Origin of the sequence: Parazoarcus communis SWub3 = DSM 12120 (assembly GCF_003226565.1) — a bacterium.
Classification (GTDB): Bacteria; Pseudomonadota; Gammaproteobacteria; order Burkholderiales; family Rhodocyclaceae; genus Parazoarcus; species Parazoarcus communis.
On the sequence record NZ_QKOE01000001.1, the window covers coordinates 408,558 to 434,772 of the forward strand.

A 26,215-nucleotide genomic window follows, 5' to 3' on the forward strand; every position below is an offset into this window, starting at 1 on the left:
GTGACCGCCCCGTCCATCCCCGCCAGCAGCCCCTTCGGGCCCGCAATCAAGAGCGATAATCTGCGTTGATCTTGACGTAGTCGTAAGAGAAGTCGCAGGTCCACACCGTTGCCGATGCTGCGCCACGCGCCAGGTCGATACGCACGGTCAACTCCGCCTCCTTCATGATGCGAGCCCCCGCTTCTTCAACGTAGCTGACTGCCCGTCCACCGTGCTCGGCCACCAATACCGACTCCACCGGGCTGCCAAGCCAGACACGAAGACGACTGACATCCAGGTCATCGATGCCGGCATAACCGATTGCGGCCAGGATACGTCCGAGATTGGGGTCGGACGCGAAGAATGCCGTCTTCACCAGCGGCGAATGCCCCACTGCGTAAGCGACCTTACGGCACTCGTCACGGCTGGTGCCCCCCTCCACCGCAATGGTCATGAACTTGGTCGCACCTTCACCATCGCGCACGATGGCCTGGGCCAGACTGATCGAGACGTCGATGACGGCCTGACGCAGTACCGCATAGTCCGGCGACGCCATGTCGGTGATCTCGGCATTGTCAGCCTGCCCGGTTGCAATGACGATGAAGGAATCGTTGGTCGAGGTATCACCGTCGACCGTGATGCTGTTGAATGACAGATCAGCCGCTTCCTTGGTCAGCGCATCCAGCAAAGGCTGGCTGATGGCCACGTCGCACGCCAGAAAGCCCAGCATGGTCGCCATGTTGGGCTTGATCATGCCCGCGCCCTTGCTGATGCCGGTCAAGGTGACGGTACGCCCCCCCACTGTCACCTGCTTCGACACGGCCTTGGCCAGCGTGTCGGTGGTCATGATTGCATGTGCTGCATCGAACCAGCCATCGGATCGCAGGTTCGCTACAGCCCTGGGCAAACCAGCAACCAGACGGTCGACCGGTAGCGGTTCAAGGATGACCCCGGTCGAAAATGGCAGCACTTGCTCGGCGGCCAGCCCCAGTTGCGCTGCCAGAGTTGCGCAAGTCGCCAGGGCATTCGCCAGTCCCGGCTCGCCCGTTCCCGCATTGGCCACGCCAGTATTGATCACCAGCGCCCGGATGGCGCCTTGCTTCAGGTGAGTCTTGCACACCTGAACCGGCGCCGCACAGAAGCGATTCAATGTAAACACGCCAGAAACCCGGCTACCCGGACACAACTCGATCACCGTCAGGTCGCGGCGGTTGGCCTTGCGGATACCCGCCTCGGCAACCCCCAAGCGTACCCCGGCTACGGGGTAAAGGCTTGCAGGGTTCGGGGTTGTCAGATTGACAGCCATCAGGTTCTCTCCGAAAGGGCTCAGTTGAGTTTGCCGTGACAATGCTTGTACTTCTTGCCGGAGCCGCAGGGACAAGGATCATTGCGGCCAACCTTGGGACCCACCTCGGCAGTCTGAGGCGTGATCTGCCTGGCGGCGGCCGCGCCCAAGGCTTCGTCGTAGTCTGCGTGGTGATACTGGACGTTATCCACCTCAGGCGGCGCTTCCGCTGCCTCAAGTTGCGACTCGGTGCGAATCTGCACCGTCATCAGCAGCTTGGATACATCCACACGTACGGTATCGAGCAAGCCTTCGAACAACTGGAAGGCCTCGCGCTTGTATTCCTGTTTGGGGTTCTTCTGCGCATAGCCGCGCAGATGGATACCCTGACGCAGGTGGTCGAGCGCAGCAAGATGTTCGCGCCAATGTGTATCCAAGCTCTGAAGCATGACGTTGCGCTCGAACTGCTGCCAGGCTTTCAGATCGACATTGGCGATCTTGGCAACGTAGGTCTCCTCTGCGGCATCGACGATGCGCTTGAGGATGGACTCATCATCCAGGTTGGGCTCGGCCTTGACCCAATCGCCCACCGGCAGCTTGAGTGCAAAGTCGGCCGCCAGCGCCTGCTCCAGGCCGGCGATATCCCATTGCTCCTCAACACTTTCAAGCGGCACGTACACGCGGAAAGCATCATGCAGCACACCCTGACGCATCGCGCGGATGGTGTCGGAAACATTGTCGCTTTCCAGCAACTCGTTACGCTGCTGATAAATGACCTTGCGCTGATCGTTGGCAACATCGTCGTACTCGAGCAACTGCTTGCGGATATCGAAGTTACGCTGCTCCACCTTGCGCTGGGCCGACTCCAGCGAACGCGTGACCATGGCATGCTCGATGGCCTCCCCTTCGGGCATCTTCAGCCGCACCATGATCGCGTTGAGACGATCACCGGCGAAGATCTTCATCAGCGGATCCTCGAGCGACAGATAGAAACGGCTGGAGCCAGGATCCCCCTGGCGCCCGGAGCGCCCACGCAGCTGATTGTCGATGCGGCGGGATTCATGGCGCTCGGTGCCGATGATGTGCAGACCGCCTGCAGCAATCACCTGCTCATGCACTTTCTGCCATTCGGCACGCAAATCGGCGATGCGCGCATCCTTCTGGTCGGCAGGGATACTGTCGTCCTCGCGCATCAGCGAGACCGGTTTCTCGATGTTACCGCCCAGCACGATGTCGGTTCCGCGACCCGCCATATTGGTGGCAATGGTCACCACGCCCGGGCGACCGGCCTGAGACACGATCTGCGCTTCGCTGTCATGCTGCTTGGCGTTGAGGAGTTGATGATCGATCTTGGCCTTCTTCAACAGGCTGGACAGGTACTCATTGGTCTCGATCGAGGTTGTCCCCACCAGCACCGGCTGCCCGCGCTTGACGCAGTCCTGAATGTCGGCGATGACTGCATCCCACTTTTCCTTGGCTGTACGGTAGACCTTATCGTTCTCGTCACGGCGCTGGGTGGGCTTGTTGGTGGGAATCACCACAGTCTCGAGACCATAGATCGAGTGGAACTCGAACGCTTCGGTGTCGGCAGTGCCGGTCATGCCGGCGAGCTTGCCGTACATGCGGAAATAGTTCTGGAAAGTGATCGAGGCCAGGGTCTGGTTCTCGGCCTGGATGCGGACGCCTTCCTTGGCCTCGACAGCCTGATGCAAACCATCCGACCAGCGACGACCCGCCATCAGACGGCCGGTAAACTCGTCGACGATGATGACTTCGCTGTTCTGCACGACATAGTGCTGGTCCTTGTGATACAGCGCGTGTGCCCGCAAGGCTGCGTACAAATGATGAACCAGCAGGATGTTGCCCGGCTCATACAGGCCGCCCCCTTCGGCCAGCAAGCCCATGCGTACCAGCAACTGCTCGGCGGTCTCATGCCCCTGCTCAGTCAGCAGCACCTGATGCGACTTGAGGTCGACGGTGTAGTCGCCCGGCTCGGTGACATTGTCACCCTCCCCCTCCTGCTTTTTCAGCAGGGGCGCCACCTGGTTCATCTTCAGATACAGTTCGGTGTGATCCTCCGCCTGACCCGAGATGATCAACGGGGTGCGCGCCTCGTCGATCAGGATCGAATCGACCTCATCGACGATTGCAAAATTGAGCCCGCGCTGGACCCGCTCACTGGTCGAATAGACCATGTTGTCGCGCAGATAATCGAAACCGAACTCGTTGTTGGTACCGTAGGTGATGTCCGACGCATAGGCCGCCTGCTTTTCGGCATGGCTCATGCGCGACAGGTTGCAGCCGGTGGTCAGCCCCAGGAAACCGTAAATCCGCCCCATCCAGTCCGCGTCGCGGCTGGCGAGGTAGTCATTGACGGTAATGACATGTACCCCCTTGCCACTGAGCGCATTCAGATAGGCCGGCAGCGTGGCGACCAGGGTCTTGCCTTCACCGGTACGCATCTCGGAAATCCGCCCGTCATTGAGCACCATGCCACCGATGAGCTGGACATCGAAGTGGCGCATACCATGTACCCGCTTGCCAGCCTCCCGTACCACCGCGAACGCCTCGGGCAACAGCGCATCCAGCGTCTCACCATTGGCCAGACGCTGTTTGAACTCAACAGTCTTGGCCTTGAGCGCCTCATCGGACAGTGCCGAAACTTCCGGCTCGAGGGCATTGATCCTGCGGACGGTCTGGGAATACTGGCGGACCAGGCGATCGTTACGCGTACCGAAGATTTTCTTGAGAAGGCCGGAGAACATGAGATAGGGTCGACGTCAATGCGGCAAAGGCGCGAGTTTATCATGCTCGAACGTCCGCCGTATTTCATACCGACCGTAAACAGGAAGTCCATGAGCACCCTGATACAACGCTTTCTCGGCAGCGGCGACATGCTGGCCAGGCTTCAGGATCATGCAGCGCGCCTGCGTCGCCTGCAGGGTTTGCTCGAGCAGGCACTGCCGCCCCAGTTCGTTGGCGCATGCAGCATTGCAAACCTGAAGGATGACACGCTGGTGATCGCCGCCCGCGGCGGCGCGATTGCGGTACGCTTGAAACAGATGGCGCCCAGCCTGCTTGATCATTTCCTGCGTGCAGGCTATCCGCTATCATCGATCAAGATCAAGGTTGCGACACCGGAGCAGCACGTTCCAGCGCGCGCACCCAGCAACCGGAGCATGTCCCCTTCAGCACGGGACACGCTCACGGACTTTGCCGCCACGCTACCGGCAGACTCCCCCTTGCGCGACTCGCTCGAACGCCTGGCAAGACGCAGCCGCGAGCGCTGATCAGGCCTCACACCATCGGGGCGAGCACCCTTTCGAGTGCAAACAAGGCAAGAAATACAAACAACACGACGACGCCGACCCGGAAGGTCTTCCACGCCCAGGCTTTGTAGCGTGAATTACCAGTCAGCAACCAGAGCAGCAGGGAGCCCGCGACACTGAGGATCACCAGCAGACCGACCACGCGCATCAGCAGCATCGACGGGCCCTCAAGTCATTGCAAGGGCGTCGGCAAACTGGTGAGTCACCGCGGCGGGGGTGGCGGCGGGCTTTTCGAAGGAGACGAGTTCCCAGGCGGACTTGTCTTCGAGCAACACGCGCAGGATCTGGTTGTTCAACGCATGGCCAGCCTTGTGAGCGGAATATGCAGCCAGTAGCGGGTGACCGCACAGATAGAGATCACCAATGGCGTCCAGCACCTTGTGCTTGACGAACTCGTCCGCATACCGAAGACCTTCTGCGTTGAGTACCCGGTATTCGTCCATCACGATGGCGTTATCCAGGCTGCCACCCAGGGCCAGTCCGTTGGCACGCATGAACTCGACATCCTGCATGAAACCGAAGGTACGGGCCCGGGCTACATCGCGGATATAGGACTGCTCGGCGAAATCTACCGTCACTGCGGTCGAGGTGCTGTCAATCGCGGGGTGATTGAACACGATCGAGAACTCAAGGCGAAATCCATCGTAAGGCTCCAGGCGTACCCACTTGTCGCCTTCACGGTACTCCACCGCCTTCTTGACCCGCATGAACTTCTTCGGCACGGACTGCTCCTCGATACCCGCGGACTGCAGCAGGAAGACGAAGGGGCCGGAACTGCCGTCGAGAATGGGAATTTCGGGCGCATCGACATCGACATGTAGATTGTCGATGCCGAGTCCGGCAAGTGCCGACATCAGGTGCTCTACCGTGCCGACCTTCTGCCCGCCCTTCTCTAGACCGGAGCACATGCGGGTATCGCACACGGCATAAGGATCAGCGGGAAAATCCAGCGGAGGATCCAGATCCACCCGATGGAACACGATACCGCTGTCAGGCGCGGCCGGACGCAACACCAGGTTCACCTTGCGGCCACCATGAAGCCCCACGCCAGTGGCCTTGACGATCGATTTGAGTGTGCGCTGCCTGATCATGTGTTTCGTTCCCGTTTCACTGCCCAAGTTTAGCATGGAGGGCCTGGTCAACCGCGGTGCACAAACGGCAACGGACACCTACCCTGCGCCGGAGGCGGCGGCTCAGGGTAGGTGTCCGTCCGGATGCCCCGCAGAACGTCGCGGGAAACCGGGCTCAGTCGGCCTGACGACGCAGGAATGCCGGAATGTCGTACGTACCCACGCCGTTGTTGCTCATGGCATCAACCGTGGTACGACGGCCGCTACGCATCACTGCCGGCACATCCAGATTGTTCATGTCCACCGCAGCACCCCCCATCGGACCATAGGTACCCGTGCCCTGAACCACCTGCATCACCGGCTGACGCGCTGCTGCGCGCGGCGTGCCGAGACCGGTCGCAACCACGGTAATGCGGATGCGATCTTCCATGCTTTCGTCGAACACCGTACCGTATTTGACAAAGGCTTCCGGAGCCGCAAACGCTTGCACCGTCTTCACCGCATCGCGGACTTCGGACATCTTCAGCGACTTGCTGGCCGTGATGTTGATCAGAACACAACGCGCACCGGAGAGTTCCGTACCTTCAAGCAGCGGCGACACCGCAGCCTGCTCGGCCGCAATACGGGCGCGGTCCATGCCGGAGGCTTCGGCGGAGCCCATCATCGCGCGGCCCATCTCGGCCATTGCAGTGCGGACGTCCTGGAAATCGACGTTGACCAGACCCGGTACGTTGATGATTTCAGCAATGCCGCCAACTGCCGAACGCAGTACGTTGTCGGCCGAACGGAAGCACTCCTCGAAGCCGGCATCGTCGCCGAATACATCGAGCAGCTTGTCGTTGAGGACCACGATCAGCGAATCGACATGACGCGTCAGTTCTTCGACACCACTCTCCGCCACACGGATGCGGTTCTCGAAATCGAACGGCTTGGTGACCACGGCAACGCAGAGAATGCCCATCTCCTTGGCAATCTCTGCCACCACCGGCGCAGCGCCAGTGCCGGTACCGCCACCCATGCCGCCGGTGATGAAACACATATGGGCACCTTCGAGTGCAGCGGCAATCGCCTCGCGCGACTCCTGCGCCGCGGCACGACCCGCTTCAGGCTTGGACCCAGCGCCCAGACCCGTGATGCCAAGCTGGATCTTGGTCGGAGCCAGACAACGGGCCAGCGCCTGGGCATCGGTATTGGCCGATACGAACTGAACGCCCTGCACGCCTTCGCGAATCATATGGTCGACCGCATTACCGCCGGCACCGCCGACACCGACCACCTTGATGATCGTCCCGGTCGGTTCCTTCTCAACGATTTCAAACATTTGCCTCGCCTCCTAGATAAACGGCCCTGCTCATTACCGAACACCCGACCAGACTGCATTTAGTATTAACCATGAATTCTAATACTAAATACAGACATCAAATCGAGTACTCAATCAAAATAAATGCCCGCCTTCGCAGGCATTCAGAAATTGCGCTCGAACCACGACTTCATGCGGCCGAAAAACTGTTTCACGCTGCGCGTATCACGTGCCTGCATCCCACGTCGGCGTTGTGCAGCCCCCTCGATCACCAGGCCCATCGCAGCCGCGTAACGGGGCTGGCAGACGACATCAGCCAGCCCACCGTCGTACTGCGGCGCCCCCACCCTTACCGGCATGTGGAAGACATCCTCTCCAAGCTCGACCATGCCCAGCATCACAGAGGATCCACCGGTCAGCACGATGCCCGACGACAGCAGCTCTTCATATCCACTGCGGCGCAGTTCTGCTTGTACCAACTCGAATAGCTCGGACACCCGCGGCTCGATCACATCAGCCAGACGCTGACGCGACAGCGGCCGCGGCGGACGATCGCCTACGCCAGGCACTTCGATCATCTCTTCCGGATCGGCCATCGTATGCATGGCCACACCGTGGCGGATCTTGATCTCCTCTGCCTCGGCAGTCGGCGTGCGCAAAGCCATCGCGATGTCGTTGGTGATCTGGTCGCCAGCAACGGGAATGACTGCGGTATGGCGGATCGCACCCTGGGTGAACACCGCGATATCGGTCGTACCACCGCCGATGTCCACCAGGCAGACGCCCAACTCCTTCTCGTCCTCGGTCAATACCGCATAGCTCGACGCCAGCGGCTGAAGGATCAGGTCCATGACCTCCAGCCCACAGCGACGGACGCACTTGATCACGTTCTGCGCTGCCGACACCGCACCCGTGACGATGTGCACCTTGACCTCAAGCTTCACCCCGCTCATGCCAATCGGCTCACGCACCCCGCCCTGGCCGTCGATGATGAATTCCTGGGTCAGGATATGCAGGATCTGCTGCTCGGCAGGGATCGGCATTGCCCGCGCCACCTCGATCACCCGCTCGACATCCATCGGGGTGACTTCCTTGTCCTTGATCGCGACCATGCCGTTCGAGTTGAAACTCTTGATGTGACTGCCCGCGATACCGGTGTACAGATCGTGGATCTTGCAGTCGGCCATCAACTCGACCTCCTGGATCACCCGGGAGATGGCATCGACCGTGGCCTCGATGTTGACCACGACACCTCGCTTGAGCCCATTGGTGGGCTGAGTGCCAAGACCGACGACGTTCAGTCGCCCATCGGGTCTCACCTCGGCCACCATGCAGGTGATCTTCGACGTGCCGATATCCAGACCGACGATCAGTTCCTTGAAATCCTTGCTCATTTCTTGCCTTTCGGGGTCTGGGGCCGGGCGATCGGCACCGCATCCACGGGAGTTAACGCAAAACCGCCGGGGTAACGGAGATCCGCCACGGCGATCTGAAGATCGACTTTCTGTTGCAGTTCTGGCCAGCTGTTCACGAAGCGCATCAAGCGGGCATCAAGTGCGCCTTTCTCCTGCTCACGACCGAGCAGGATCAACAGACCGTTGTCCAGTTTCAGCTGCCAGGCTTCGCGTGCCGACAGCATCAACTCGGCCAGGCCGACACCCATCGGCCTCAGCAACTGCGAATAAGCTTGATAACGCTCCAGCAAACGACCTGCCGAGCCTTGCGGACCTGCAAAATGCGGCATGAGCGCATCGCTCGAAGCAGTAAAGACCTCTCCCTGACGATTCACCAGGCGCGTGTCGCCGCTTTCGGTCGCCGTCCAGAAAGCGACCGCCTGGTGTTCCTCCAGCCGCAGCTCGATACCATCCGGCCAGCGCCGGCGAACCTCGGCACGGCGCACCCAGGGCAGTTTCTCGAATGCATTGCGAACCTCATCCAGCTCGATGGTGAAGAAGTTGCCGCGCATTGCGGTACGTGCGACATATTCCAGCTGAGCCTCGGTCACGTGAGCAGGTGGCGTCAACACAACCAGCTCACGCAACGGAAACAGCGGCCGGGACAAGAACCAGGTAACCAGCGCCCAGCCCAGGCCCACCGCCGCCAGCAACATCAGGATGTCGGAGATCAGGTCCAGCAACGCCGGCCTGTGCCATACGCCACGCTCGACCTGCGCACGTGCGCCCCCCCTGACCGTCGCGCGGCCAGAAACAACTGCAGCGGGGCGCAGACGGGCTTCAGCCAAGTCGAGCGCCCTCCAGCAGGGTCAGACACAGCGCCTCGAAGGACAGACCAGCCACACGCGCCGACATCGGCACCAGGGAATGCCCGGTCATGCCAGGTGAAGTGTTCATTTCCAGCAGATAAGGGCGACCATCGTCGGTTAGGATCAGGTCAGCCCGTCCCCAGCCCCGACATCCCAGGACCCGGGCACTCTTCATCACCAGCGCCTGCAAGGCGGCCTCTTCCGCCTCGGGCAGACCGCAGGGGCAGTCATATCGGGTGTCGTCAGTAAAATACTTGTGCTGATAGTCGTAATTGCCATCGGGCGCAACGATTCGGACCAGCGGCAACGCACGGTCCTCGAGGAAGGGGGCAGTCAATTCCTGCCCGGAGATGAACTCCTCGGCGATCACCAGGCTGTCGTAGCATGCAGCCAGCTCCCAAGCGGCACGCAACTGACCCGCCTCGGTCACTTTGGTCGCCCCCATGCTGGAGCCTTCATGCACCGGTTTGACGAAGATCGGCAGGCCCAGATCCGCGACCACCGCCTCCCAGTCTGTGTCGGCCTCGAGGATCGCGTAGCGCGGCGTGGGCAGACCGCAGGCCAGCCACACCATCTTGGTCCGCCACTTGTCCATCGACAACGCCGAGGCCATCACCCCGCTGCCGGTGTAGGGAATCCCCATCAGTTCGAGCGCACCTTGCACCGTGCCATCCTCGCCGCCACGACCGTGCAGTGCGATGAAGGCGCGATCAAAGCCTTCTTCCTTGAGGATGTGCAGGTCACGCTCGGCCGGGTCAAAGGCATGTGCATCCACACCGGCTGCCTGCAGTGCTGCCAGCACCGCACTGCCCGACATCAGCGAGACCTCGCGCTCGGCCGAACTTCCGCCAAACAGTACCGCGACTTTTCCGAACCGCTGCTTCACGCCTGCTCCTCGTTGCTGGCGAGCTTGCCCGGCACTGCGCCGATGCTGCCCGCACCCATGGTGATGACGACGTCGCCATCGCGGGCGCCGCCCAGTATGGCCTGTGGCATGTCGGCAACATCCTCGATGAAGACTGGCTCGACCTTGCCCGATACCCTTAACGCCCTCGCCAGGGCACGGCCATCAGCGGCAACGATTGGCGCCTCGCCGGCGGCATATACCTCGGCCAGCAGCAAGGCATCGACGGTATTGAGGACTTTCACGAAATCCTCGAAGCAATCGCGGGTACGGGTGAAACGATGGGGCTGGAAAGCCAGCACCAGCCGACGGCCTGGGAAGGCGCCACGCGCCGCAGCCAGCGTCGCCGCCATTTCGACTGGATGGTGGCCGTAATCGTCAATCAAGGTGAAGCTGCCTCCGGAAGGCAGGGCGACCTCGCCGTACCGCTGGAAACGACGTCCCACACCACGAAACTCCGACAAGGCCTTGATGATGGACTCGTCAGGCACCTGCACCTCGGTCGCCACTGCAATCGCGGCAAGCGCATTGAGCACGTTGTGCATGCCTGGAAGATTGAGCTCGATCGGCAGGCGGGTCGTGGTGCCATTGACCCTTACCGCATCGAAGATCATCCGTCCGGCTTCGGCACGGACGTTCTCTGCGCGAATGTTCGCACTCTCGGAGAATCCGTAGCGCACCACCTGCTTTGAGACCAGGGGCATGATCGAGCGCACGTGCGGGTCGTCCTCGCACAGCACCGCCACACCATAGAAGGGTAGCCGCTGCAGAAAATCGACAAAGGCCTGCTTGAGACGGGCAAAGTCGTGCCCATAGGTATCCATGTGATCAGCGTCGATGTTGGTGACGACCGAGATCACCGGACTCAGCATCAGGAAGGAAGCATCCGACTCATCCGCCTCGGCAACCAGGAAATCCCCCTTGCCCAGTCGTGCATTGGCACCCGCAGCGTTGAGCCGCCCACCGATGACAAAGGTCGGGTCCATCGAACCCTCGGCAAGGATGCTCGCCACCAGCGAGGTCGTTGTGGTCTTGCCGTGAGTACCGGCAATCGCAATCCCGCTCTTGAGCCGCATCAACTCTGCCAGCATCTGCGCGCGCGGCACGACCGGAATGTGACGCGCGCGCGCAGCGATCACCTCCGGGTTGTCATTCCTGACCGCAGTCGACACCACCAGCGCATCGGCCGCCTGCACGTTTGCGGCGTCATGCCCGAGCATCACCTTGGCCCCCATTGCCTTGAGGCGACGCGTCGCCGCGCTCTCTCCAAGGTCTGACCCACTGACGCCAAAGCCAAGGTTGACCATCACCTCGGCAATGCCGCTCATGCCCGAACCGCCAATCCCGACGAAATGAATGTTTTTGACCTTGTGCTTCATGCTTTGCCTCCGCCCGCCAGTTGTTCACAGATCCGCGCCACCTCGGCGGTCGCATCCGGTCTGGCCAGCGTCCGCGCGTTCTGGGCCATCTGCAACAGACGATTGCGGTTGAGACTGGCAAGAATGCCGGCCAGTCGTTCGGCGTCGAGTTCGGCTTGCGGCAACAGGTAGGCCGCGCCGCGGTCGGCCAGAAAGCGGGCATTGCCGGTCTGGTGGTCATCCACCGCATGGGGGAATGGCACCAGGAGACTGGCCACCCCTACCGCTGCCAACTCCGCAACGGTCAAGGCGCCAGCGCGGCAGATCACCAGATCGGCGCGGGCGTATTCAGCGGCCATATCATCGATGAAGGCACGCAGATCGCCTTCGACACCGGCCGCGGCATAGGCCGCACGCAAGGCATCGATCTGGCGGTCGCCGGCCTGATGAACCACCCGCGGCCGCTGCTCGGCTGGCAACGCAGCCAACGCCAGCGGTACGGTGTGGTTGAGTACCGCAGCCCCAAGGCTTCCGCCCACGACCAGGATGCGCAGGCGCCCATCGCGATCGGCAAAACGCTCAGCCGGAGGCGGCACCGCAGCGATTGCCTCACGAACCGGGTTGCCCACCCACACGGCTTTCTTGAGCACGGCAGGAAATCCACTCAGCACCCGGTCAGCGACGCCAGCCAGCACCCGGTTGGCCAGCCCGGCAACCGAGTTCTGCTCGTGCAGCACCAGCGGCCGGCCAAGCAGCACCGCCATCATGCCGCCCGGAAACGTGATGTAGCCGCCCATGCCAACGACCACATCCGGACGAACACGGCGCAACTCGCGCAGTGCCTGCCAGAAACCCGAGAGCAGGTTCAGCGGCAGCATCAGTTTGCGCACCAGCCCCTTGCCCCGTAGCGCGCCGAAACGCACCCAGACCGTCTCATAGCCCTGAGCCGGGACGATACGCGCCTCCATGCCGTCCGGATTACCCATCCAGACGATGCGCCAGCCACGCGCTTTCAACGCCTCGGCCACGGCCACGCCAGGGAAGATATGACCGCCCGTGCCGCCGGCCATCATCAGCAAGGTCTTCATGTCCGACCTCCCCGCATGATCTGCCGGTTCTCCCAGTCCACCCGCAACAGGATGGCCAGTGCCAGACAGTTGGCGACGATGCCGGAGCCGCCAAAACTCATCAGCGGCAGCGTCAACCCTTTGGTTGGCAGCAGTCCGGTGTTCACTCCCATGTTGATGAAGGACTGCACACCTATCCACAGCCCGATGCCCTGCGCCACCAGCCCGGGAAAGTAACGCTCCAGGCGGATGGCGTCGCGACCGATCGCGAAGGCACGCTGGACCAGCAGGGCAAACAACAGCACCACAGTCAGCACGCCGACGAAGCCGAGTTCCTCGGCGATCACCGCAAGCAGGAAATCGGTATGAGCTTCGGGCAGATAGAACAGCTTCTCGACGCTCCCCCCGAGCCCCACACCGAACCACTCACCGCGACCAAAGGCAATCAGCGCATGCGACAGCTGATAACCCTTGCCAAAAGCATCCTGCCACGGATCCATGAAACCGAAGATACGCTCGCGCCGATAGGGCGAAGTCCAGATCAGGATGACGAATCCGATCAACGCAAACACGCCGAGCAAGGCAAAAACGCGGATATTGACCCCGCCCAGGAAGAGCACGCCAAAAGCAATCGAGGTGATCACCACGAAGGCGCCGAAATCAGGCTCACGCAGCAACAGGAAACCGACAAACAGGATGACGATCATCATCGGCAGGAAGCCGCGCTTGAAACTCGACATCGCATCAAGCTTGCGCACCGTGTAATCGGCAGCGTAGAGCGCAGCAAAGATCTTCATCAGCTCAGACGGTTGCAGATTGACCGGACCGAGCGACAACCAACGCTGCGCACCATTGACCTCGCGCCCAACGCCGGGGATCAGCACCACCACCAGCAACACAACCCCACCGACGAACAGGGCAGGTGCCAGGCGTTGCCACTGGGTCATGGGCAACTGGAAGGCAACCAGCCCCAGGCCAACACCGACCGCCAGGAACACCGCATGACGCATCAGGAAGTAATGCGACTGATAGCCGGTAAAGCGGCTGCCTTCGGCAAAGGCGATCGATGCCGAATAAACCATCACCAGCCCCAGCAACAACAAACCGACGGCCGACCAGATCAGCAACAGATCCAGCTCACGCGCAGGTTCGGCGTTCCGTGCCAGACGAGCCGCGGAGCGCGCTGCCGGTGCAGCAGTGCGCTTTGCAAACAAGGAGGAAAAAGTTGCGGCCAACTTCATCGCGCGCAGACTCCTTCGAGGCGGCGCACCGCCGCAACAAACACCTCGGCGCGGTGAGCATAATTGCGGAACATGTCCAGGCTTGCACACGCCGGGGACAGCAGTACCGCGTCACCTGCCTGCGCCAACGCATTGGCGCGCTCGACGGCACGCTCAAGATCGGCAGCGTGTTCGATCGGCACCCCGCAATCCGCGGCGGCGGCTTCTATCCTGCCCGCATCGCGACCAATCAACACCATCGCGCGGGCTCGACCGGACAAGACATCCGCCAAGGGGCGGAAATCCTGCCCTTTGCCATCCCCCCCGGCAATCAGCACCACCGGGCAGTCCATGCCGGCCAATGCAGCCACGGTCGCACCCACATTGGTGCCTTTGGAGTCATCGTAAAAACGAACACCATCGCCGCGTTCGGCCACCCACTCCACCCGATGCGGCAAGCCACGGAATGCACGCAGCCCAGGCAGCAGGGCTTCGGGCGCAAGACCAAGCCCCGCCTCGCACAAGGCCAATGCCGCCATCGCATTGGCTGCGTTGTGACGACCAGCGAGTGGCAGATCGCGCAAGGGCAGCAGGAAAACGTCACCACAAACAAGCCAGTCCCCACCCTCCCCTGACGCGATGCCGTAGTCCCCGGCGCGCGCTGGCACGCCAAGACCAAAGCTGATCATGCGGCGACCCGGCAAAGCCATGGCCCGCACCCGGGCATCGTCACGATTGACGATCTGCGTGCCACAATCGGCATAGATTCGCGCCTTGGTCGCGGCATACTCGGCGAGATCAGCGTAACGGTCGAGATGATCGTCGGTGACATTCAATACAGTCGCCGCCTCCGGCGCCAGCCCCGTCAGGGTTTCGATCTGGAAACTGGACATCTCGAGTACCCAGCAGTGCGGTAACGGCTGCCCAAGCGCCAGCCGCTCCATCAGCACATCGAGCGCAGCCGGACTGATATTGCCTGCAGCCACCGCATCCACACTGGCCGAAACCGCCAGTGCCGCAGCCAGTGCGGTGGTGGTGGTCTTGCCATTGGTCCCGGTGATGGCGAGGATGCGTGATTGCGCACGCACCCCGAGCTCATCCAGCGCCTGCCCCAGCAGGCTCATCTCGCCGGTGATCTCGATACCGCAAGCACGCGCCCGGGCAATCACGCCAGTGCGCGGATCCAGACCGGGGCTGACCGCCACCAACTCGATACCGTCCAGCACCTCTTCACCAAAGGCCCCGGTGCGGATATCGGCGAGCGGCGCATCCGCGCGCAGGGCGTCCAGACCAGGCGGCGTCTCCCGGCTGTCTGCAACACGCACACGGGCGCCACGCAGCGCGCACCAGCGCGCCATCGCCAGGCCGGACTCTCCGAGCCCCAGTACCAGCACGTGTTTTCCGGTCAGCGCACTCATCTCAGCTTCAAGGTCGACAGACCGAACAAGACCAGCATGATGGTAATGATCCAGAAGCGGACCACCACCTGGGTTTCCTTCCACCCCCCCAGCTCATAGTGGTGATGGAGTGGCGCCATGCGGAAGATGCGCTTGCCGCCGGAGGCTTTGAAATACAGCACCTGAAGCATCACCGACAAGGTTTCGGCCACGAACAGGCCGCCCATGATGAAGAGTACGATCTCCTGGCGCACGATGACCGCGATCGTGCCCAGCGCTGCACCCAGCGCCAGTGCGCCGACATCGCCCATGAACACTTCTGCCGGATAGGCGTTGAACCACAGAAAACCGAGTCCCGCGCCACAGATCGCGCCGCAGAACACGGCCAGTTCGCCCGCACCGGCCACATAAGGCACGCCCAGATATTTGGCAAAACCGGCATGCCCCGCCACGTAGGCGAAGATGGCCAAGGCACCCGCGACCATGACGGTCGGCATGATCGCCAGGCCATCCAGGCCATCGGTCAGGTTGACCGCGTGGCTGGTACCGTTGATCACAAAGTAGGTCAGCGCAATGAAGCCGAAGATTCCCAAGGGATAGGTCACCGCTTTGAAAAAGGGGACGATCAATTCGGTTTCTGCGGGCGTGCTGGCGGTCATGCCGAGATAAACCGCGGCCGCGAGCGCAATCGCAGACGTCCACAGATACTTCCAGCGACTGGCCAGCCCCTTGGGGTCGCGATGCACCACCTTGCGCCAGTCGTCAACCCAACCCACCGCACCAAAACCCAAGGTCACCAGCAAAGTGACCCAAACATAAGCGTTGCTCAGATCGCCCCACAGCATCACGGTGATACCGATGGAAATCAGGATCAGCGCACCGCCCATGGTCGGGGTGCCGGTCTTGGTCAGATGAGACTTGGGGCCGTCATCGCGCACGGCCTGACCTATCTTTTTCGCCGCAAGCCACCGGATGACCCGCGGCCCGGCGATCAGGGAGATGGCTAGCGCAGTCAAGGCGGCCAGCACTGTCCGCAGCGTGATGTAGCCGAAGACGTTGAAACCGCGAATATCCTGGCTGATCCAGAGGGCGAGTTCGAGCAGCATGTTACGAGCCTGTATCTTTGCGAGGGGCGGTATTGTGCAGTGCCGCAAGCGCGTCCGCTACACGTTCCATGCGCATGAAGCGCGATCCCTTCACCAACACCACGGCTTGATCGTCGAGCTGACTGCTGAGTGCCGCCACCAGGGCGTCGACGGTCTCGAAATGTTGCCCACCGTCACCGAAATTGCGCGCAGCAACCGCGCTCATCTCACCGAGCGCATACAAGCGGTCGATGCCCTTGCTCTTGGCGTAGCCGCCGATCTCGTCATGCACCTGAGCGCTGGTTTCGCCGATCTCGCCCATGTCACCAAGCACCAGAAAGGTGTGCCCGGGCATCATGGCCAGAACATCGATACCTGCCCGGATCGAGTCCGGATTGGCGTTGTAGCTGTCGTCAAGAATCACCGACCCGCGCGGCCCGGCACGCTTCTGCAAGCGACCCCGCGTTCCGGAAAAATCACTCAGGCCGGCGGCTACCGCATCCAGACTGGCACCTGCGGCAAGGCAAGCAGCCGCAGCGCCCACGGCGTTCCGTGCGTTGTGAAGTCCCGGCACCTGCAGCACGATGTCGACCCGCCCCTGCGCAGTATCAAGCACCAGCCGGGCACCGAGGCCGTGAAGGGTACACTGGCCACGCACATCGGCATCGTGGTCGATACCGAATGTCACAATCCGGCGCCCATCATTGAGCTCGCGCCAGTAAGCAGCGTGAGGGTCGTCAACGTTGATCACGGCGACACCATCATCGCGCAGACCCTCGTAGATGCAACCCTTTTCCCGCGCGACCTCGGTAAGCGTGCCCACACCCTGAAGGTGTGCGCGTTGCGCATTGTTGACGATCGCCACTGTCGGCCGCGCAAGGCGGGTGAGATAAGCGATTTCACCGGGGTGGTTCATGCCCATCTCGATCACCGCTGCCCGATGATGGTCACGTAGTTCAAGCAAGGTCAGCGGCAACCCGATGTCGTTGTTCAGATTGCCCCGGGTGGCCAGCACCACATCCCCACCCGATGCAGCCAGACTGGCCTGAGCCCGCATGATGGCTGCACACATTTCCTTGACCGTGGTCTTGCCATTGCTGCCAGTAATACCGATCAACGGCAAACCGAAACCCGCACGCCAGGCTGCAGCCAAGGCACCCAGGGCAAGCCGGGTGTCATCCACAACCACCAGTGGCAAGGCTGCTCCTGCATGCGCTGCCGCCCAGCGTGCATCGACCATCGCCGCCACAGCACCGTCGGCAATCGCTTGAGCAACAAAAGCATGACCATCAAACCTTTCGCCACGCAAGGCGACAAATAGCTGCCCAGGCTGAATCGCCCGACTGTCGGTTCCCACCGAGTCATATCGTGCAATACCCGTTGCACGTGCGCCATGGGCCGCCAGCGCTCGCACCGTATCGAGCAGACTCAACATGCGGTATTCCTCCGGTTCCAGTCAGCCAGCGCCTTGCGAGCCTGATCCAGGTCTGAAAAGGGCAGCAACCGTCCCCCCACTTCCTGATAGGGCTCATGGCCCTTGCCGGCGATGACCACGACGTCGTCGGCACCAGCCTCGCCGATGGCGATCCCGATCGCCTCAGCGCGATCGATGATGCAGTCGGCCGAGGCGCCTGCGCCTGCAGCCACCTGTTCGATGATCAGCCGTGGATCCTCGCTGCGAGGGTTGTCGCTGGTGATGATGACCCGATCGGCCAGCTGACGGGCCACCTCGCCCATCATCGGGCGTTTGCCCGGATCACGATCCCCGCCGCAACCAAATACGCACACCAACTTTCCCCCACGCGTGCTCACCGTGCCACGCACAGCCTCAAGCACCTTTGCCAAGGCATCGGGTGAATGGGCGTAATCAATCACGGCCAGCGGCTCGCAGACTCCGCCGACCAACTGCATTCGGCCTTCCGGTGGGGTGAGCCGTGACACAACGTGAAGGATGTCATCGAGTCCGATCGCCCGCGACAGCAAGGCAGCAATCACAGCCAGCAGGTTGGAAACATTGAAGGAGGCAACCATGCGCACCTGAAGATCTCGCGCCTGTCCCTGCCAGCTGACGACGAAACGCAGCCCTGCTGGCGAAGCCTGCAGACGATCTCCGACCAATATCTGTGCCCCCGGTACAGCGTCGGCGTTGCTCGCAACACACGTATAGCCAATCACGCGCCGCCCTTCGGCGACGAGGCGCCGCGCCTGGGTCAGGCCAAAGGCATCATCAAGATTGATCACCATGGCCCCGATCCCGGGCAGATCGAACAGACGCGCCTTGGCGGCCGCGTAAGCATCCATGGTGCGGTGGTAGTCGAGGTGGTCGCGGGTCAGATTGGTAAAGATGGCCACATCGAAGCACACCCCATTGACCCGCCCCTGATCCAGTCCGATGGACGACACCTCCATGGCAGCAGCACGCGCCCCTTCAGCGCGGAAGCTGGCAAGGGCACGATGCAGGTCAAGTACATCCGGAGTGGTGTTGGTACCGGCGGCAAGCTGATCAGGAAAACCCACGCCGAGCGTGCCCACAATGCCGCAACGATCCCCCAACTCGGCCAGCGCACGCGCCAGCCATTGGCTCACCGTGGTCTTGCCATTGGTACCGGTAACACCAGCCATCCACAAGTCGGCAGAAGGGCGTTGATAGATTTCGTGCGCCAGATGGCCTGCCAGGGCCTTGAGACCATCAACTTCAAGCACCGGTACCGGACCCGCAGCGACTCGAAAGCCGTCGCCACCTTCATACAGCACCGCAGCGGCTCCCTGTGCAATCGCTCCATCGATGTACCGCCTGCCATCGGTGGCATAGCCCGGCCAGGCAGCAAACACATCCCCCCCGCCTACACGGCGCGAGTCCGCAGTAATGCCGGTCGGCACCACTCCAAGGGCACTCAAGCGGCCGAGTAGCGCTTGCGCTTCGAGATTCACATGCTCTCCTGCACGGCTGCGATGGGCGCAGGGTCGGCTGGCTTGCGCGCCAACTGCAAGGGCGTGATAGGCGCATCCGGCGCAATACCCAGCGCCCGTAGCGAACCCTCCACGATACGGGCGAATACCGGCCCGGCAACTGCACCACCATAGTGCTGGCCCGCCGAAGGCTCATCGATCATCACCGCGACGACCAGCCGCGGATCGGACACAGGCGCAAAGCCAACAAAGGAAGAGACATATTTGTTCGTGTAACGCCCTCCCTCAAGCTTGTGCGCAGTACCCGTCTTACCTGCCACACGATAGCCGGGCACTTGAGCCTTGGGTGCTGTCCCACCCGGTCCCGCAGCCATCTCGAGCATCGTGCGCAATTCACGCGCGACTTTCGGCGAGAAGATCTGCTTGCCGGCAGCTGGAGGCGCATCGACCTTCACGAGGGACAAGGGCAGAAGATCACCGTCACGCGCGAATGCAAGATAGGCCCTGGCCATCTGAATCAGACTGACCGAAATCCCATGACCATAGGACATGGTTGCCTGCTCGATCGGCCGCCAGCTCTTTGCCGGACGCAAACGCCCGCCTGCCTCACCCGGAAAACCCAGATTCAACGGCGCACCAAAACCCAGCTGATCGAACAAGCGCCACATCTCGTCGGGCGAGAACTGCTGTGCCATCTTGACGGTGCCGATGTTGGACGATTTCTGGATGATCTGCGCCACCGTGAGCACGCCATGCCGATGCGCATCAGAGATGGTCGCCGTACCGATGGTCATCCGCCCCGGACTCGTATCGATCGACGTTTCAGCCTTGAATTTGCCACGCTCGAGCGCAAGCCCTGCGATGAAGGGTTTCATCACGGAACCGGGCTCAAACGTGTCGGTAAACACCCGGTTACGCAACTGCGCACCTGTAAGATTGGCCCGGTTGTTGGGATTGAAGGTCGGCGCATTGGCCAGTGCCAGCACCTCACCGGTCCGGACGTCGAGCACCACCACCGCACCGGCCTTGGCCCGGTGCGTGGTCATCGCCTCGCGTAGCGCGGAGTAGGCCAGATACTGGATCTTGCCATCCATCGCCAGTGCGACGTCCTGACCATCACGCGGCGGCCGGATCGACTCCACGTCCTCGACCACCTGCCCACGACGGTCGCGGATGACACGGCGCGACCCCGCCTGCCCCGCAAGCAGCTTCTCGTAGGCCAGTTCGATGCCCTCCTGACCGCGATCCTCCACGCTGGTGAAGCCCAGCACATGGGCCATGACCTCTCCACCAGGGTAAAAGCGGCGATATTCCCGCTGCTGATGGATGCCGGGCAGTTTCAGTGCGGCAATGCGCTCTGCCTCGTCCGGAGCAACCTGACGCTTGAGATAGACAAAATCCCGAGATGCGCCAAGGCGCGCATCCAACTCCGCCACATCGACCTCGAGCAGCTTGGCCAACTGTCGCGCCTGCGCCGGCTCAAGCCGTGCATCTGAGGGAATCGCCCAGATTGAGCGCACCGGGGTGCTGACCGCCAACATGTCGCCATGGCGATCAGTGATCCGCCCACGCGTGGCGGGCACCTCCAGCACTCGGGCGTAGCGCGACTCGCCCTTTGCCTGCAAAAACTCGTTGTGAATACCCTGGAGATACAGCGAACGCCCGATCAGTGCCGCAGAACAACCCAGCAGCGCCATCAGCACCAGGCGCGAACGCCATGCCGGCAACTCCCGCTTCAACAGCGGGTTGTGATTGAAGGTGACTGTACGCTGCTTCTTCATGATTGAGGCTCCAGCACCACCATCTGCCCCTGCACCGGTGCGCTCAGTCCAAGCCGCTCGCGCGCGAGCTTCTCGACCCGACCATGCGCCGCCCAGGTGCTCTGCTCAAGCTGCAACTGCCCCCACTCCACCTCGAGCCCGTGCGCACGGGTCTGTTCGCGCTCCAGCGCACCAAACAGCTTGCGCGCCTGGTGCTGCGAGGCCACCACGCCAAGTGCGCTGGCTACCACCAGCGCCACGAGGACCGCATCAAGTCGCATCATGCCGAGCCTTCCGTGCGTTCCGCGATGCGCATGACCGCACTCCGGGAGCGCGGATTTGCCGCGACTTCCTCAGCAGACGGACGCACGGACTTGCCGACCAGGTGCAAGCGCGGCGCAGGCAGGTCGGCCGCCCTGACCGGAAGCCTGGCGGGCAACTGCGGCGGACGCGACGCATCGCGCATGAAGCGTTTGACGATGCGATCCTCGAGCGAGTGAAAACTGATGACAGCCAACCGCCCATTTGCCCGCAGATGATCCACGCAGGCCGGCAACACCCGGATCAGCTCCTCGAGCTCCTGATTAATGAAAATCCGTAAAGCCTGGAAGCTGCGCGTCGCCGGGTGCTGCCCCGGCTCGCGTGTGCGGACCGTCTTTTCCACGATCGCGGCAAGCTGTCCAGTGGTTGCGACAGGGCCTGCTGCCCGAGCAGCTGCAATCGCCTTTGCAATCGCATAAGCAAACCGTTCTTCTCCATAATCCCTGAGGACCTCCGTGATTTGAGCGACGGATGCCTCCGCCAGCCAGTCCGCGACGGTTTGTCCGCGGCTCGTATCCATGCGCATGTCCAGCGGAGCATCAAAACGGAAGCTCATGCCGCGCGAGGCGTCATCCAGTTGCGGCGACGACACGCCTAAATCCAGCAACACGCCATCAATCTTCGGCACACCCAGCGCTGCCAGCTCTTCGGCCATGGCACTGAAAGGCGCATGCACCAAGGTCAGTCGCGCATCATTCAACTGTTCGCCTGCAGCAATCGCCGCCGGATCGCGATCGAATGCAATCAGCCGGCCGCGCTCACCCAGCGCCGAGAGAATGGCCCGGCTGTGACCACCCCGACCAAAGGTGCCATCGACATAGACGCCATCCGGCCGGATTGCCAGCGCATCCACGGCTTCACGCAACAGAACGGTGACATGCATGGTCACCCCGCTCATAGCGCGAGACTCTCAAAACCGGCCGGCAGTCCGGTGGTCACCAGCGCCATCATGGCTTCTTGCTGCTTCTGCCAGCCCGCATCCGACCAAAGCTCGAAGTGACTGCCCTGCCCAACCAGCCAGACCTGCTTTTCCAGCTTCGCAAACTGCCGCAAAGACGGCGCGATCAACACCCTGCCAGCACTATCGAGCGCCTCATCCTGCGCATGACCGACCAGCAGACGCTTCAATTGCGCAGCGACGGGATCGAGGCTGGGCGCACTCAGAACCTTGTCTCTGATGGGCACCCAGGCCGGTACCGGATAGACAAGGAGGCAGCCGTGCGGATGGGCGGTAATGACCACCTGCCCATTCTCCACGGCCAGCGCGTCACGATGCCGCGAGGGAATCGCCAGGCGACCCTTCGCATCGAGACTGAGCGCTGCGGCTCCCTGAAACATCCTTCCCCCTGAACGGTTCGGTCAAAGCATCCTGACGACACTTTGCCCCACTTTTCTCCACTAATTCCCACTGTAGAGGAAAGGCAAATCCCGGTCAAGCCAGCGAAAACTGGAAATTCTTTGTGACACAATGACTTAAGGTGCGCACAAGGGCCGCAGATAATCCCTGAAAAATCAAGGCAAATAGCGCATTCTGGTGAGATATTTGTTCAAGCCAGCCAGTGCCGGCAGACGAAGTGGGGGAAAGTGGGGGAAACACGCGCTCGACACGGGTAAGAGACGCCCACGGAGCATGGAAAAGGGGCGCAGGCACGCCACGCCACATTGAATCCGAATCGGGATTTGGGAAGTTCGCCGATAAGCCGGGTTCTGTCGAACGCACCGGCGAACCGATGCATCGGGCAGTCATTCCTCTGGGCGACACGTTACCGTGCCGCTCTAGCAGCCTACCCGGGAGCGACGCGAGCCACGCCATGACTCCCCTATTTGGCCTTGCCCCGGATGGGGTTTGCCGTGCCAGTCCTGTCGCCAGTCCTGCGGTGGGCTCTTACCCCACCGTTTCACCCTTACCTGATCCCCCTGACGGAGGCCATCGGCGGTTTACTCTCTGTTGCACTTTCCGTCGCCTCACGGCGCCCGGCCGTTAGCCGGCATCCTGCTCTGCGGGGCCCGGACTTTCCTCCATGCACCCGAAGGCACACAGCGACTGCCTGGCGAACTTCCCGCCTCGGATTATACGCGAGCGCGGGCTATTCTCTCGCTGTCGCAGAAAATACCGGCACACCATCCTTCAGATGAAAACGACCAACCGCCGTTCCAGGCGGGGCGCCATCGGGATTTTCCCAATCCTGCACCAGACACTGCTCGGTACTGGCAAGGTACCAGCGTCCGCCCTGCTGCAGCGCCCACAACTGGTAGCCCGCCTCATACACCGCCATATCCTGCATGACAGCCCGACCAGGATGAATACGCACCTTCTTCTGGCAATGCGGCAATCTGGCGACGACGACGAACTGCCGAACCTCATCATCCCAAAAATAGGGCTGTTCGCGAATCAGTGTCAGCGCATGCTCCTTCCCCTCGATCGACAGCGCAACTGCACTGTTCTCGCACGCAGCCAGCATCGGCAACACCCCCACCAGCCACCAGAGTCGCGCCTTGCGCATCAACATGATCCGGCTCCGAATCAATCGACCAGTTTCCAGGCCACCGACTCACCCGCCCGCAACGGCACCAGCGGGTCATTTCCGAGGTAACCATAGCTCGCCGGCACCTGCCAGGTTTCCCGCTGCAGCGTGATGCGGTCTGCGTTTGGCGCCAGACCATAGAAAGCCGGGCCGTTGAGACTGGCAAAGGCCTCCAGCCGATCGAGCGCGCCTGCCGCGTCAAAGACTTCGGCGTACAGTTCGATACCGGCATGGGCCGTATAACAACCGGCACAACCACAGGCCGACTCCTTGGCGCTGCGCGCATGCGGGGCGGAATCCGTACCCAGGAAGAAGCGCGGATTGCCCGAGGTCACCGCCTCGACCAGCGCCTGACGATGAGTCTCACGCTTGAGCACCGGCAGACAATAGTGATGCGGCCGGATGCCACCCGCAAAGATGGCATTGCGATTGAGCAGCAAGTGATGTGCAGTGACCGTCGCACCGACATTTGCACCCGCCGCCCGGACGAACTGGGCCGCCTCCGACGTCGTGATGTGCTCAAAAACCACCTTGAGCGCAGAAAAGCGGCGCACGACCGGCGACAACACACGCTCGATGAAGACGCGCTCACGATCAAACACATCGACATCGCCTGCAGTGACTTCGCCATGCACACACAACACCATTCCACAGGCCTCCATCCGCTCCAGCACCGGATAGATCTTGTCGATTGCGGTCACCCCGGCATCGGAGTTGGTGGTTGCCCCCGCCGGGTACAGCTTGGCGGCGACGACGGCGCCACTGGCCTTTGCGCGGTCGATTTCGTCAGCCGGCATGTTGTCGGTGAGATAAAGGCTCATCAGCGGCTCGAAGCGCATGCCGGCCGGCACCGCGGCAAGAATGCGGTCGCGGTAAGCGAGGGCCTGCGCCGTTGTCGTCACCGGCGGGCGCAGGTTGGGCATGATGAGGGCGCGGCCAAAGCGCCCTGCGGTATGCGGTACGACCGTCGCCAGCGCTTCGCCATCGCGAACGTGCAGATGCCAGTCGTCAGGGCGGATCAGGGAAATCGAATGCATGTACGTGCTCTGTGGAGGTTTCGCCTGATTATAAACGCGCTGCCCTGCGCACGCTCAGTCACGCTTGAGAACCAGCGCACGCGCATAGAGCGCGTTCTTCGGCTCGCCGCTGATGTCGGCGGCCAACCGGGCTGCCGTCTTGAGCGGCAACTCGGCCAGCAACAGGCCCAGCACACGCTCGGCCTCAGCAGACAAACCCTCCGGTTCGGGCGCCCCCTGGACGACCAGGACAAACTCTCCACGCACCCGGTTGTCGTCCGCAGCAAACCACGCCACAGCTTCACCCAGTGGCAGGCGCACGATCTCCTCGTGCAGCTTGGTCATCTCACGCGCCACCAGTAATTCCCGCGCGGCACCAAAGGCTGCCAACATATCCGTCACGCATTCAACGACCCGATGTGGTGCCTCGTAGAAGACCAGCGCATCACGCTCGCCCACCAGGCCCGAAAGCACCGTAAGCCGCGCAGCGGATTTGGGCGGCAAGAAACCAACGAAGCGAAACCCGCCTTCGGCAAATCCCGACACCGACAGCGCAGCGACCGCCGCACACGCTCCCGGCACCGGCACCACCGCAAACCCTGCCTGACGCACACGCGCCACTGCGCGCGCGCCAGGGTCCGAAATCGCGGGCGTACCCGCATCGGAGATCAACGCGACCCGCTTGCCTTCAGCAAGCCAATGCACCAACTGATCCGCAGCCTTCTGCTCATTGTGCTGATGCAATGCGGTCAGCCGGACGCGAATCCCGAAAGCATCGAGCAGGCGCTGACTGTGGCGTGTGTCCTCGGCCGCGATGATGTCGACACCTCGCAGCACATCAAGTGCCCGCTGGCTGATATCACCGAGATTTCCGAGCGGAGTCGCCACCACGTACAATGACGAAGACATTAATGGCGCCAATGAAACGGGATCGGTCATGAAAAAAGGCATCCTGAAGTCCAAGACAGCGATTGTGGGTGCGCAGGCAAATACTGCGCAAGCCTGCGGACAACAGGCAGAGGCGTTGGCGGCAGACCACCTGATCCGGCATGGCTTGCGCATCCTGGCCCGCAATGTCCGCTGCCGGGGCGGAGAAGTCGACATCATTGCACTCGACGGAGAAACCCTGGTGTTCGTCGAAGTCCGCCTGCGCCGCTCCAGCCGCTTTGGCGGGGCAGCAGCCAGCATCACCGCCAGCAAGCGCCAACGCATCATCCTCGCCACCCAGTGGTGGCTGGCCGGCGCCGGCCGGCATCACGCCACCCGCCCATGCCGCTTTGACGCTGTGCTCTTTGCAAGTCCCGACACCACCTCCCTGCACTGGATGACTGCGGCCTTCGACGCGGACTGAAGCTCCTCGGCAGGACTATGGTCAGCCCGCCGGGCAAATCCTGATACAAAGCCTCGCTTTTACGCTCTTGCCGAA

General features: G+C 62.0%; 24 protein-coding genes and 1 other RNA gene. 2 read left to right on the plus strand and 23 right to left on the minus strand.

The window, feature by feature from the left end; all coding sequences use genetic code 11:
• Window positions 1-46: 46 nt before the first annotated feature.
• Together argJ and secA are read right to left on the minus strand one after the other, a co-directional pair.
• Window positions 47-1,285: a bifunctional glutamate N-acetyltransferase/amino-acid acetyltransferase ArgJ gene (argJ, locus tag DNK49_RS01920; RefSeq protein WP_110522611.1), complete on the minus strand. Its 1,239-nt coding sequence runs from the start codon at window positions 1,283-1,285 to the stop codon at window positions 47-49.
• 20 nt (window positions 1,286-1,305) lie between these two features.
• Window positions 1,306-4,029 carry a preprotein translocase subunit SecA gene (gene secA, locus DNK49_RS01925; protein ID WP_110522612.1) on the minus strand — a complete coding sequence of 908 codons (2,724 nt, stop codon included), beginning with the start codon at window positions 4,027-4,029 and terminating at the stop codon, window positions 1,306-1,308.
• A gap of 90 nt (window positions 4,030-4,119) precedes the next feature.
• Between secA and DNK49_RS01930 the strand changes: the two genes are divergently transcribed.
• The gene (locus DNK49_RS01930) at window positions 4,120-4,554 is read left to right on the plus strand and encodes a DciA family protein (protein WP_110522613.1); all 435 of its coding nucleotides are present in this window, start codon (window positions 4,120-4,122) and stop codon (window positions 4,552-4,554) included.
• A gap of 7 nt (window positions 4,555-4,561) precedes the next feature.
• On the opposite strand, the gene DNK49_RS01935 is transcribed toward DNK49_RS01930, so the two are convergent.
• The 21 genes from DNK49_RS01935 to rsmI all read right to left on the minus strand — a co-directional run bounded on the left by DNK49_RS01935 (window position 4,562) and on the right by rsmI (window position 25,698).
• Window positions 4,562-4,750, minus strand: a complete 189-nt coding sequence (locus DNK49_RS01935; RefSeq protein WP_110522614.1) for a hypothetical protein — start codon at window positions 4,748-4,750, stop codon at window positions 4,562-4,564.
• Between the two features lie 10 nt (window positions 4,751-4,760).
• Window positions 4,761-5,684 (minus strand): UDP-3-O-acyl-N-acetylglucosamine deacetylase, encoded by a 924-nt coding sequence (gene lpxC / locus DNK49_RS01940; RefSeq protein ID WP_110522615.1) that lies wholly within the window; start codon window positions 5,682-5,684, stop codon window positions 4,761-4,763.
• A 154-nt stretch (window positions 5,685-5,838) separates the two neighbouring features.
• Window positions 5,839-6,984: a cell division protein FtsZ gene (ftsZ, locus tag DNK49_RS01945; protein ID WP_110522616.1), complete on the minus strand. Its 1,146-nt coding sequence runs from the start codon at window positions 6,982-6,984 to the stop codon at window positions 5,839-5,841.
• A 143-nt stretch (window positions 6,985-7,127) separates the two neighbouring features.
• Window positions 7,128-8,357 carry a cell division protein FtsA gene (ftsA, locus tag DNK49_RS01950; RefSeq protein WP_110522617.1) on the minus strand — a complete coding sequence of 410 codons (1,230 nt, stop codon included), beginning with the start codon at window positions 8,355-8,357 and terminating at the stop codon, window positions 7,128-7,130.
• A complete protein-coding gene (locus DNK49_RS01955; RefSeq protein ID WP_110522618.1) occupies window positions 8,354-9,205 on the minus strand; it encodes a cell division protein FtsQ/DivIB in 852 nt (283 codons plus the stop codon). Before DNK49_RS01955 ends, ftsA begins: the two co-directional genes overlap by 4 nt.
• The gene (locus tag DNK49_RS01960) at window positions 9,198-10,112 is read right to left on the minus strand and encodes a D-alanine--D-alanine ligase (protein WP_110522619.1); all 915 of its coding nucleotides are present in this window, start codon (window positions 10,110-10,112) and stop codon (window positions 9,198-9,200) included. The genes DNK49_RS01955 and DNK49_RS01960 overlap by 8 nt, the downstream gene beginning before the upstream one ends.
• Complete coding sequence (gene murC / locus DNK49_RS01965; RefSeq protein ID WP_110522620.1) at window positions 10,109-11,509, minus strand: UDP-N-acetylmuramate--L-alanine ligase; 1,401 nt, start codon at window positions 11,507-11,509, stop codon at window positions 10,109-10,111. The genes DNK49_RS01960 and murC overlap by 4 nt, the downstream gene beginning before the upstream one ends.
• Window positions 11,506-12,576 carry an undecaprenyldiphospho-muramoylpentapeptide beta-N-acetylglucosaminyltransferase gene (murG, locus tag DNK49_RS01970; protein ID WP_110522621.1) on the minus strand — a complete coding sequence of 357 codons (1,071 nt, stop codon included), beginning with the start codon at window positions 12,574-12,576 and terminating at the stop codon, window positions 11,506-11,508. The genes murC and murG overlap by 4 nt, the downstream gene beginning before the upstream one ends.
• Complete coding sequence (ftsW, locus tag DNK49_RS01975) at window positions 12,573-13,796, minus strand: putative lipid II flippase FtsW (protein WP_110522622.1); 1,224 nt, start codon at window positions 13,794-13,796, stop codon at window positions 12,573-12,575. Before ftsW ends, murG begins: the two co-directional genes overlap by 4 nt.
• A complete protein-coding gene (murD, locus tag DNK49_RS01980; RefSeq protein WP_110522623.1) occupies window positions 13,793-15,193 on the minus strand; it encodes a UDP-N-acetylmuramoyl-L-alanine--D-glutamate ligase in 1,401 nt (466 codons plus the stop codon). Before murD ends, ftsW begins: the two co-directional genes overlap by 4 nt.
• The gene (gene mraY / locus DNK49_RS01985) at window positions 15,190-16,278 is read right to left on the minus strand and encodes a phospho-N-acetylmuramoyl-pentapeptide-transferase (RefSeq protein WP_110522624.1); all 1,089 of its coding nucleotides are present in this window, start codon (window positions 16,276-16,278) and stop codon (window positions 15,190-15,192) included. The genes murD and mraY overlap by 4 nt, the downstream gene beginning before the upstream one ends.
• Before the next feature lies 1 nt (window position 16,279).
• Window positions 16,280-17,692, minus strand: a complete 1,413-nt coding sequence (locus DNK49_RS01990; RefSeq protein WP_110522625.1) for a UDP-N-acetylmuramoyl-tripeptide--D-alanyl-D-alanine ligase — start codon at window positions 17,690-17,692, stop codon at window positions 16,280-16,282.
• Window positions 17,686-19,188 carry a UDP-N-acetylmuramoyl-L-alanyl-D-glutamate--2,6-diaminopimelate ligase gene (locus DNK49_RS01995; protein ID WP_110522626.1) on the minus strand — a complete coding sequence of 501 codons (1,503 nt, stop codon included), beginning with the start codon at window positions 19,186-19,188 and terminating at the stop codon, window positions 17,686-17,688. The genes DNK49_RS01990 and DNK49_RS01995 overlap by 7 nt, the downstream gene beginning before the upstream one ends.
• Window positions 19,185-20,948, minus strand: coding sequence for a peptidoglycan D,D-transpeptidase FtsI family protein (locus DNK49_RS02000; protein WP_110522627.1), 1,764 nt, complete (start codon window positions 20,946-20,948; stop codon window positions 19,185-19,187). Before DNK49_RS02000 ends, DNK49_RS01995 begins: the two co-directional genes overlap by 4 nt.
• The gene (ftsL, locus tag DNK49_RS02005) at window positions 20,945-21,211 is read right to left on the minus strand and encodes a cell division protein FtsL (RefSeq protein ID WP_110522628.1); all 267 of its coding nucleotides are present in this window, start codon (window positions 21,209-21,211) and stop codon (window positions 20,945-20,947) included. The genes DNK49_RS02000 and ftsL overlap by 4 nt, the downstream gene beginning before the upstream one ends.
• Entirely contained in the window at window positions 21,208-22,146 is a 939-nt protein-coding gene (rsmH, locus tag DNK49_RS02010; RefSeq protein ID WP_110522629.1) for a 16S rRNA (cytosine(1402)-N(4))-methyltransferase RsmH, read from the minus strand. Before rsmH ends, ftsL begins: the two co-directional genes overlap by 4 nt.
• Window positions 22,143-22,586 carry a division/cell wall cluster transcriptional repressor MraZ gene (mraZ, locus tag DNK49_RS02015; RefSeq protein WP_110522630.1) on the minus strand — a complete coding sequence of 148 codons (444 nt, stop codon included), beginning with the start codon at window positions 22,584-22,586 and terminating at the stop codon, window positions 22,143-22,145. Before mraZ ends, rsmH begins: the two co-directional genes overlap by 4 nt.
• Window positions 22,587-22,928: 342 nt before the next feature.
• Window positions 22,929-23,308, minus strand: an RNA gene (rnpB, locus tag DNK49_RS02020) — RNase P RNA component class A.
• Between the two features lie 27 nt (window positions 23,309-23,335).
• Window positions 23,336-23,758, minus strand: coding sequence for a hypothetical protein (locus DNK49_RS02025; protein ID WP_110522631.1), 423 nt, complete (start codon window positions 23,756-23,758; stop codon window positions 23,336-23,338).
• A 14-nt stretch (window positions 23,759-23,772) separates the two neighbouring features.
• Window positions 23,773-24,810 carry a dihydroorotase gene (gene pyrC / locus DNK49_RS02030; RefSeq protein WP_110522632.1) on the minus strand — a complete coding sequence of 346 codons (1,038 nt, stop codon included), beginning with the start codon at window positions 24,808-24,810 and terminating at the stop codon, window positions 23,773-23,775.
• A gap of 54 nt (window positions 24,811-24,864) precedes the next feature.
• Window positions 24,865-25,698: a 16S rRNA (cytidine(1402)-2'-O)-methyltransferase gene (gene rsmI / locus DNK49_RS02035; protein WP_110522633.1), complete on the minus strand. Its 834-nt coding sequence runs from the start codon at window positions 25,696-25,698 to the stop codon at window positions 24,865-24,867.
• 28 nt (window positions 25,699-25,726) lie between these two features.
• On the opposite strand from rsmI, the gene DNK49_RS02040 reads away from it, so the two are divergent.
• Window positions 25,727-26,140: a YraN family protein gene (locus tag DNK49_RS02040; protein WP_110522634.1), complete on the plus strand. Its 414-nt coding sequence runs from the start codon at window positions 25,727-25,729 to the stop codon at window positions 26,138-26,140.
• The last annotated feature ends 75 nt before the right edge of the window (window positions 26,141-26,215 follow it).

Coding starts and splice junctions, on each gene's coding strand:
- lpxC (WP_110522615.1), bottom strand. CDS start 5,684: ATGATCAGGCAGCGCACACTCAAATCGATCGTCAAGGCCACTGGCGTG.
- ftsZ (WP_110522616.1), bottom strand. CDS start 6,984: ATGTTTGAAATCGTTGAGAAGGAACCGACCGGGACGATCATCAAGGTG.
- DNK49_RS01990 (WP_110522625.1), bottom strand. CDS start 17,692: ATGTTGAGTCTGCTCGATACGGTGCGAGCGCTGGCGGCCCATGGCGCA.
- murG (WP_110522621.1), bottom strand. CDS start 12,576: ATGAAGACCTTGCTGATGATGGCCGGCGGCACGGGCGGTCATATCTTC.
- ftsW (WP_110522622.1), bottom strand. CDS start 13,796: ATGAAGTTGGCCGCAACTTTTTCCTCCTTGTTTGCAAAGCGCACTGCT.
- ftsA (WP_110522617.1), bottom strand. CDS start 8,357: ATGAGCAAGGATTTCAAGGAACTGATCGTCGGTCTGGATATCGGCACG.
- DNK49_RS02025 (WP_110522631.1), bottom strand. CDS start 23,758: ATGTTGATGCGCAAGGCGCGACTCTGGTGGCTGGTGGGGGTGTTGCCG.
- murD (WP_110522623.1), bottom strand. CDS start 15,193: ATGAGTGCGCTGACCGGAAAACACGTGCTGGTACTGGGGCTCGGAGAG.
- secA (WP_110522612.1), bottom strand. CDS start 4,029: ATGTTCTCCGGCCTTCTCAAGAAAATCTTCGGTACGCGTAACGATCGC.
- mraY (WP_110522624.1), bottom strand. CDS start 16,278: ATGCTGCTCGAACTCGCCCTCTGGATCAGCCAGGATATTCGCGGTTTC.
- rsmI (WP_110522633.1), bottom strand. CDS start 25,698: ATGTCTTCGTCATTGTACGTGGTGGCGACTCCGCTCGGAAATCTCGGT.
- murC (WP_110522620.1), bottom strand. CDS start 11,509: ATGAAGCACAAGGTCAAAAACATTCATTTCGTCGGGATTGGCGGTTCG.
- pyrC (WP_110522632.1), bottom strand. CDS start 24,810: ATGCATTCGATTTCCCTGATCCGCCCTGACGACTGGCATCTGCACGTT.
- DNK49_RS01930 (WP_110522613.1), top strand. CDS start 4,120: ATGAGCACCCTGATACAACGCTTTCTCGGCAGCGGCGACATGCTGGCC.
- argJ (WP_110522611.1), bottom strand. CDS start 1,285: ATGGCTGTCAATCTGACAACCCCGAACCCTGCAAGCCTTTACCCCGTA.
- DNK49_RS01935 (WP_110522614.1), bottom strand. CDS start 4,750: ATGCTGCTGATGCGCGTGGTCGGTCTGCTGGTGATCCTCAGTGTCGCG.
- DNK49_RS02040 (WP_110522634.1), top strand. CDS start 25,727: ATGAAAAAAGGCATCCTGAAGTCCAAGACAGCGATTGTGGGTGCGCAG.
- mraZ (WP_110522630.1), bottom strand. CDS start 22,586: ATGTTTCAGGGAGCCGCAGCGCTCAGTCTCGATGCGAAGGGTCGCCTG.
- rsmH (WP_110522629.1), bottom strand. CDS start 22,146: ATGAGCGGGGTGACCATGCATGTCACCGTTCTGTTGCGTGAAGCCGTG.
- ftsL (WP_110522628.1), bottom strand. CDS start 21,211: ATGATGCGACTTGATGCGGTCCTCGTGGCGCTGGTGGTAGCCAGCGCA.
- DNK49_RS02000 (WP_110522627.1), bottom strand. CDS start 20,948: ATGAAGAAGCAGCGTACAGTCACCTTCAATCACAACCCGCTGTTGAAG.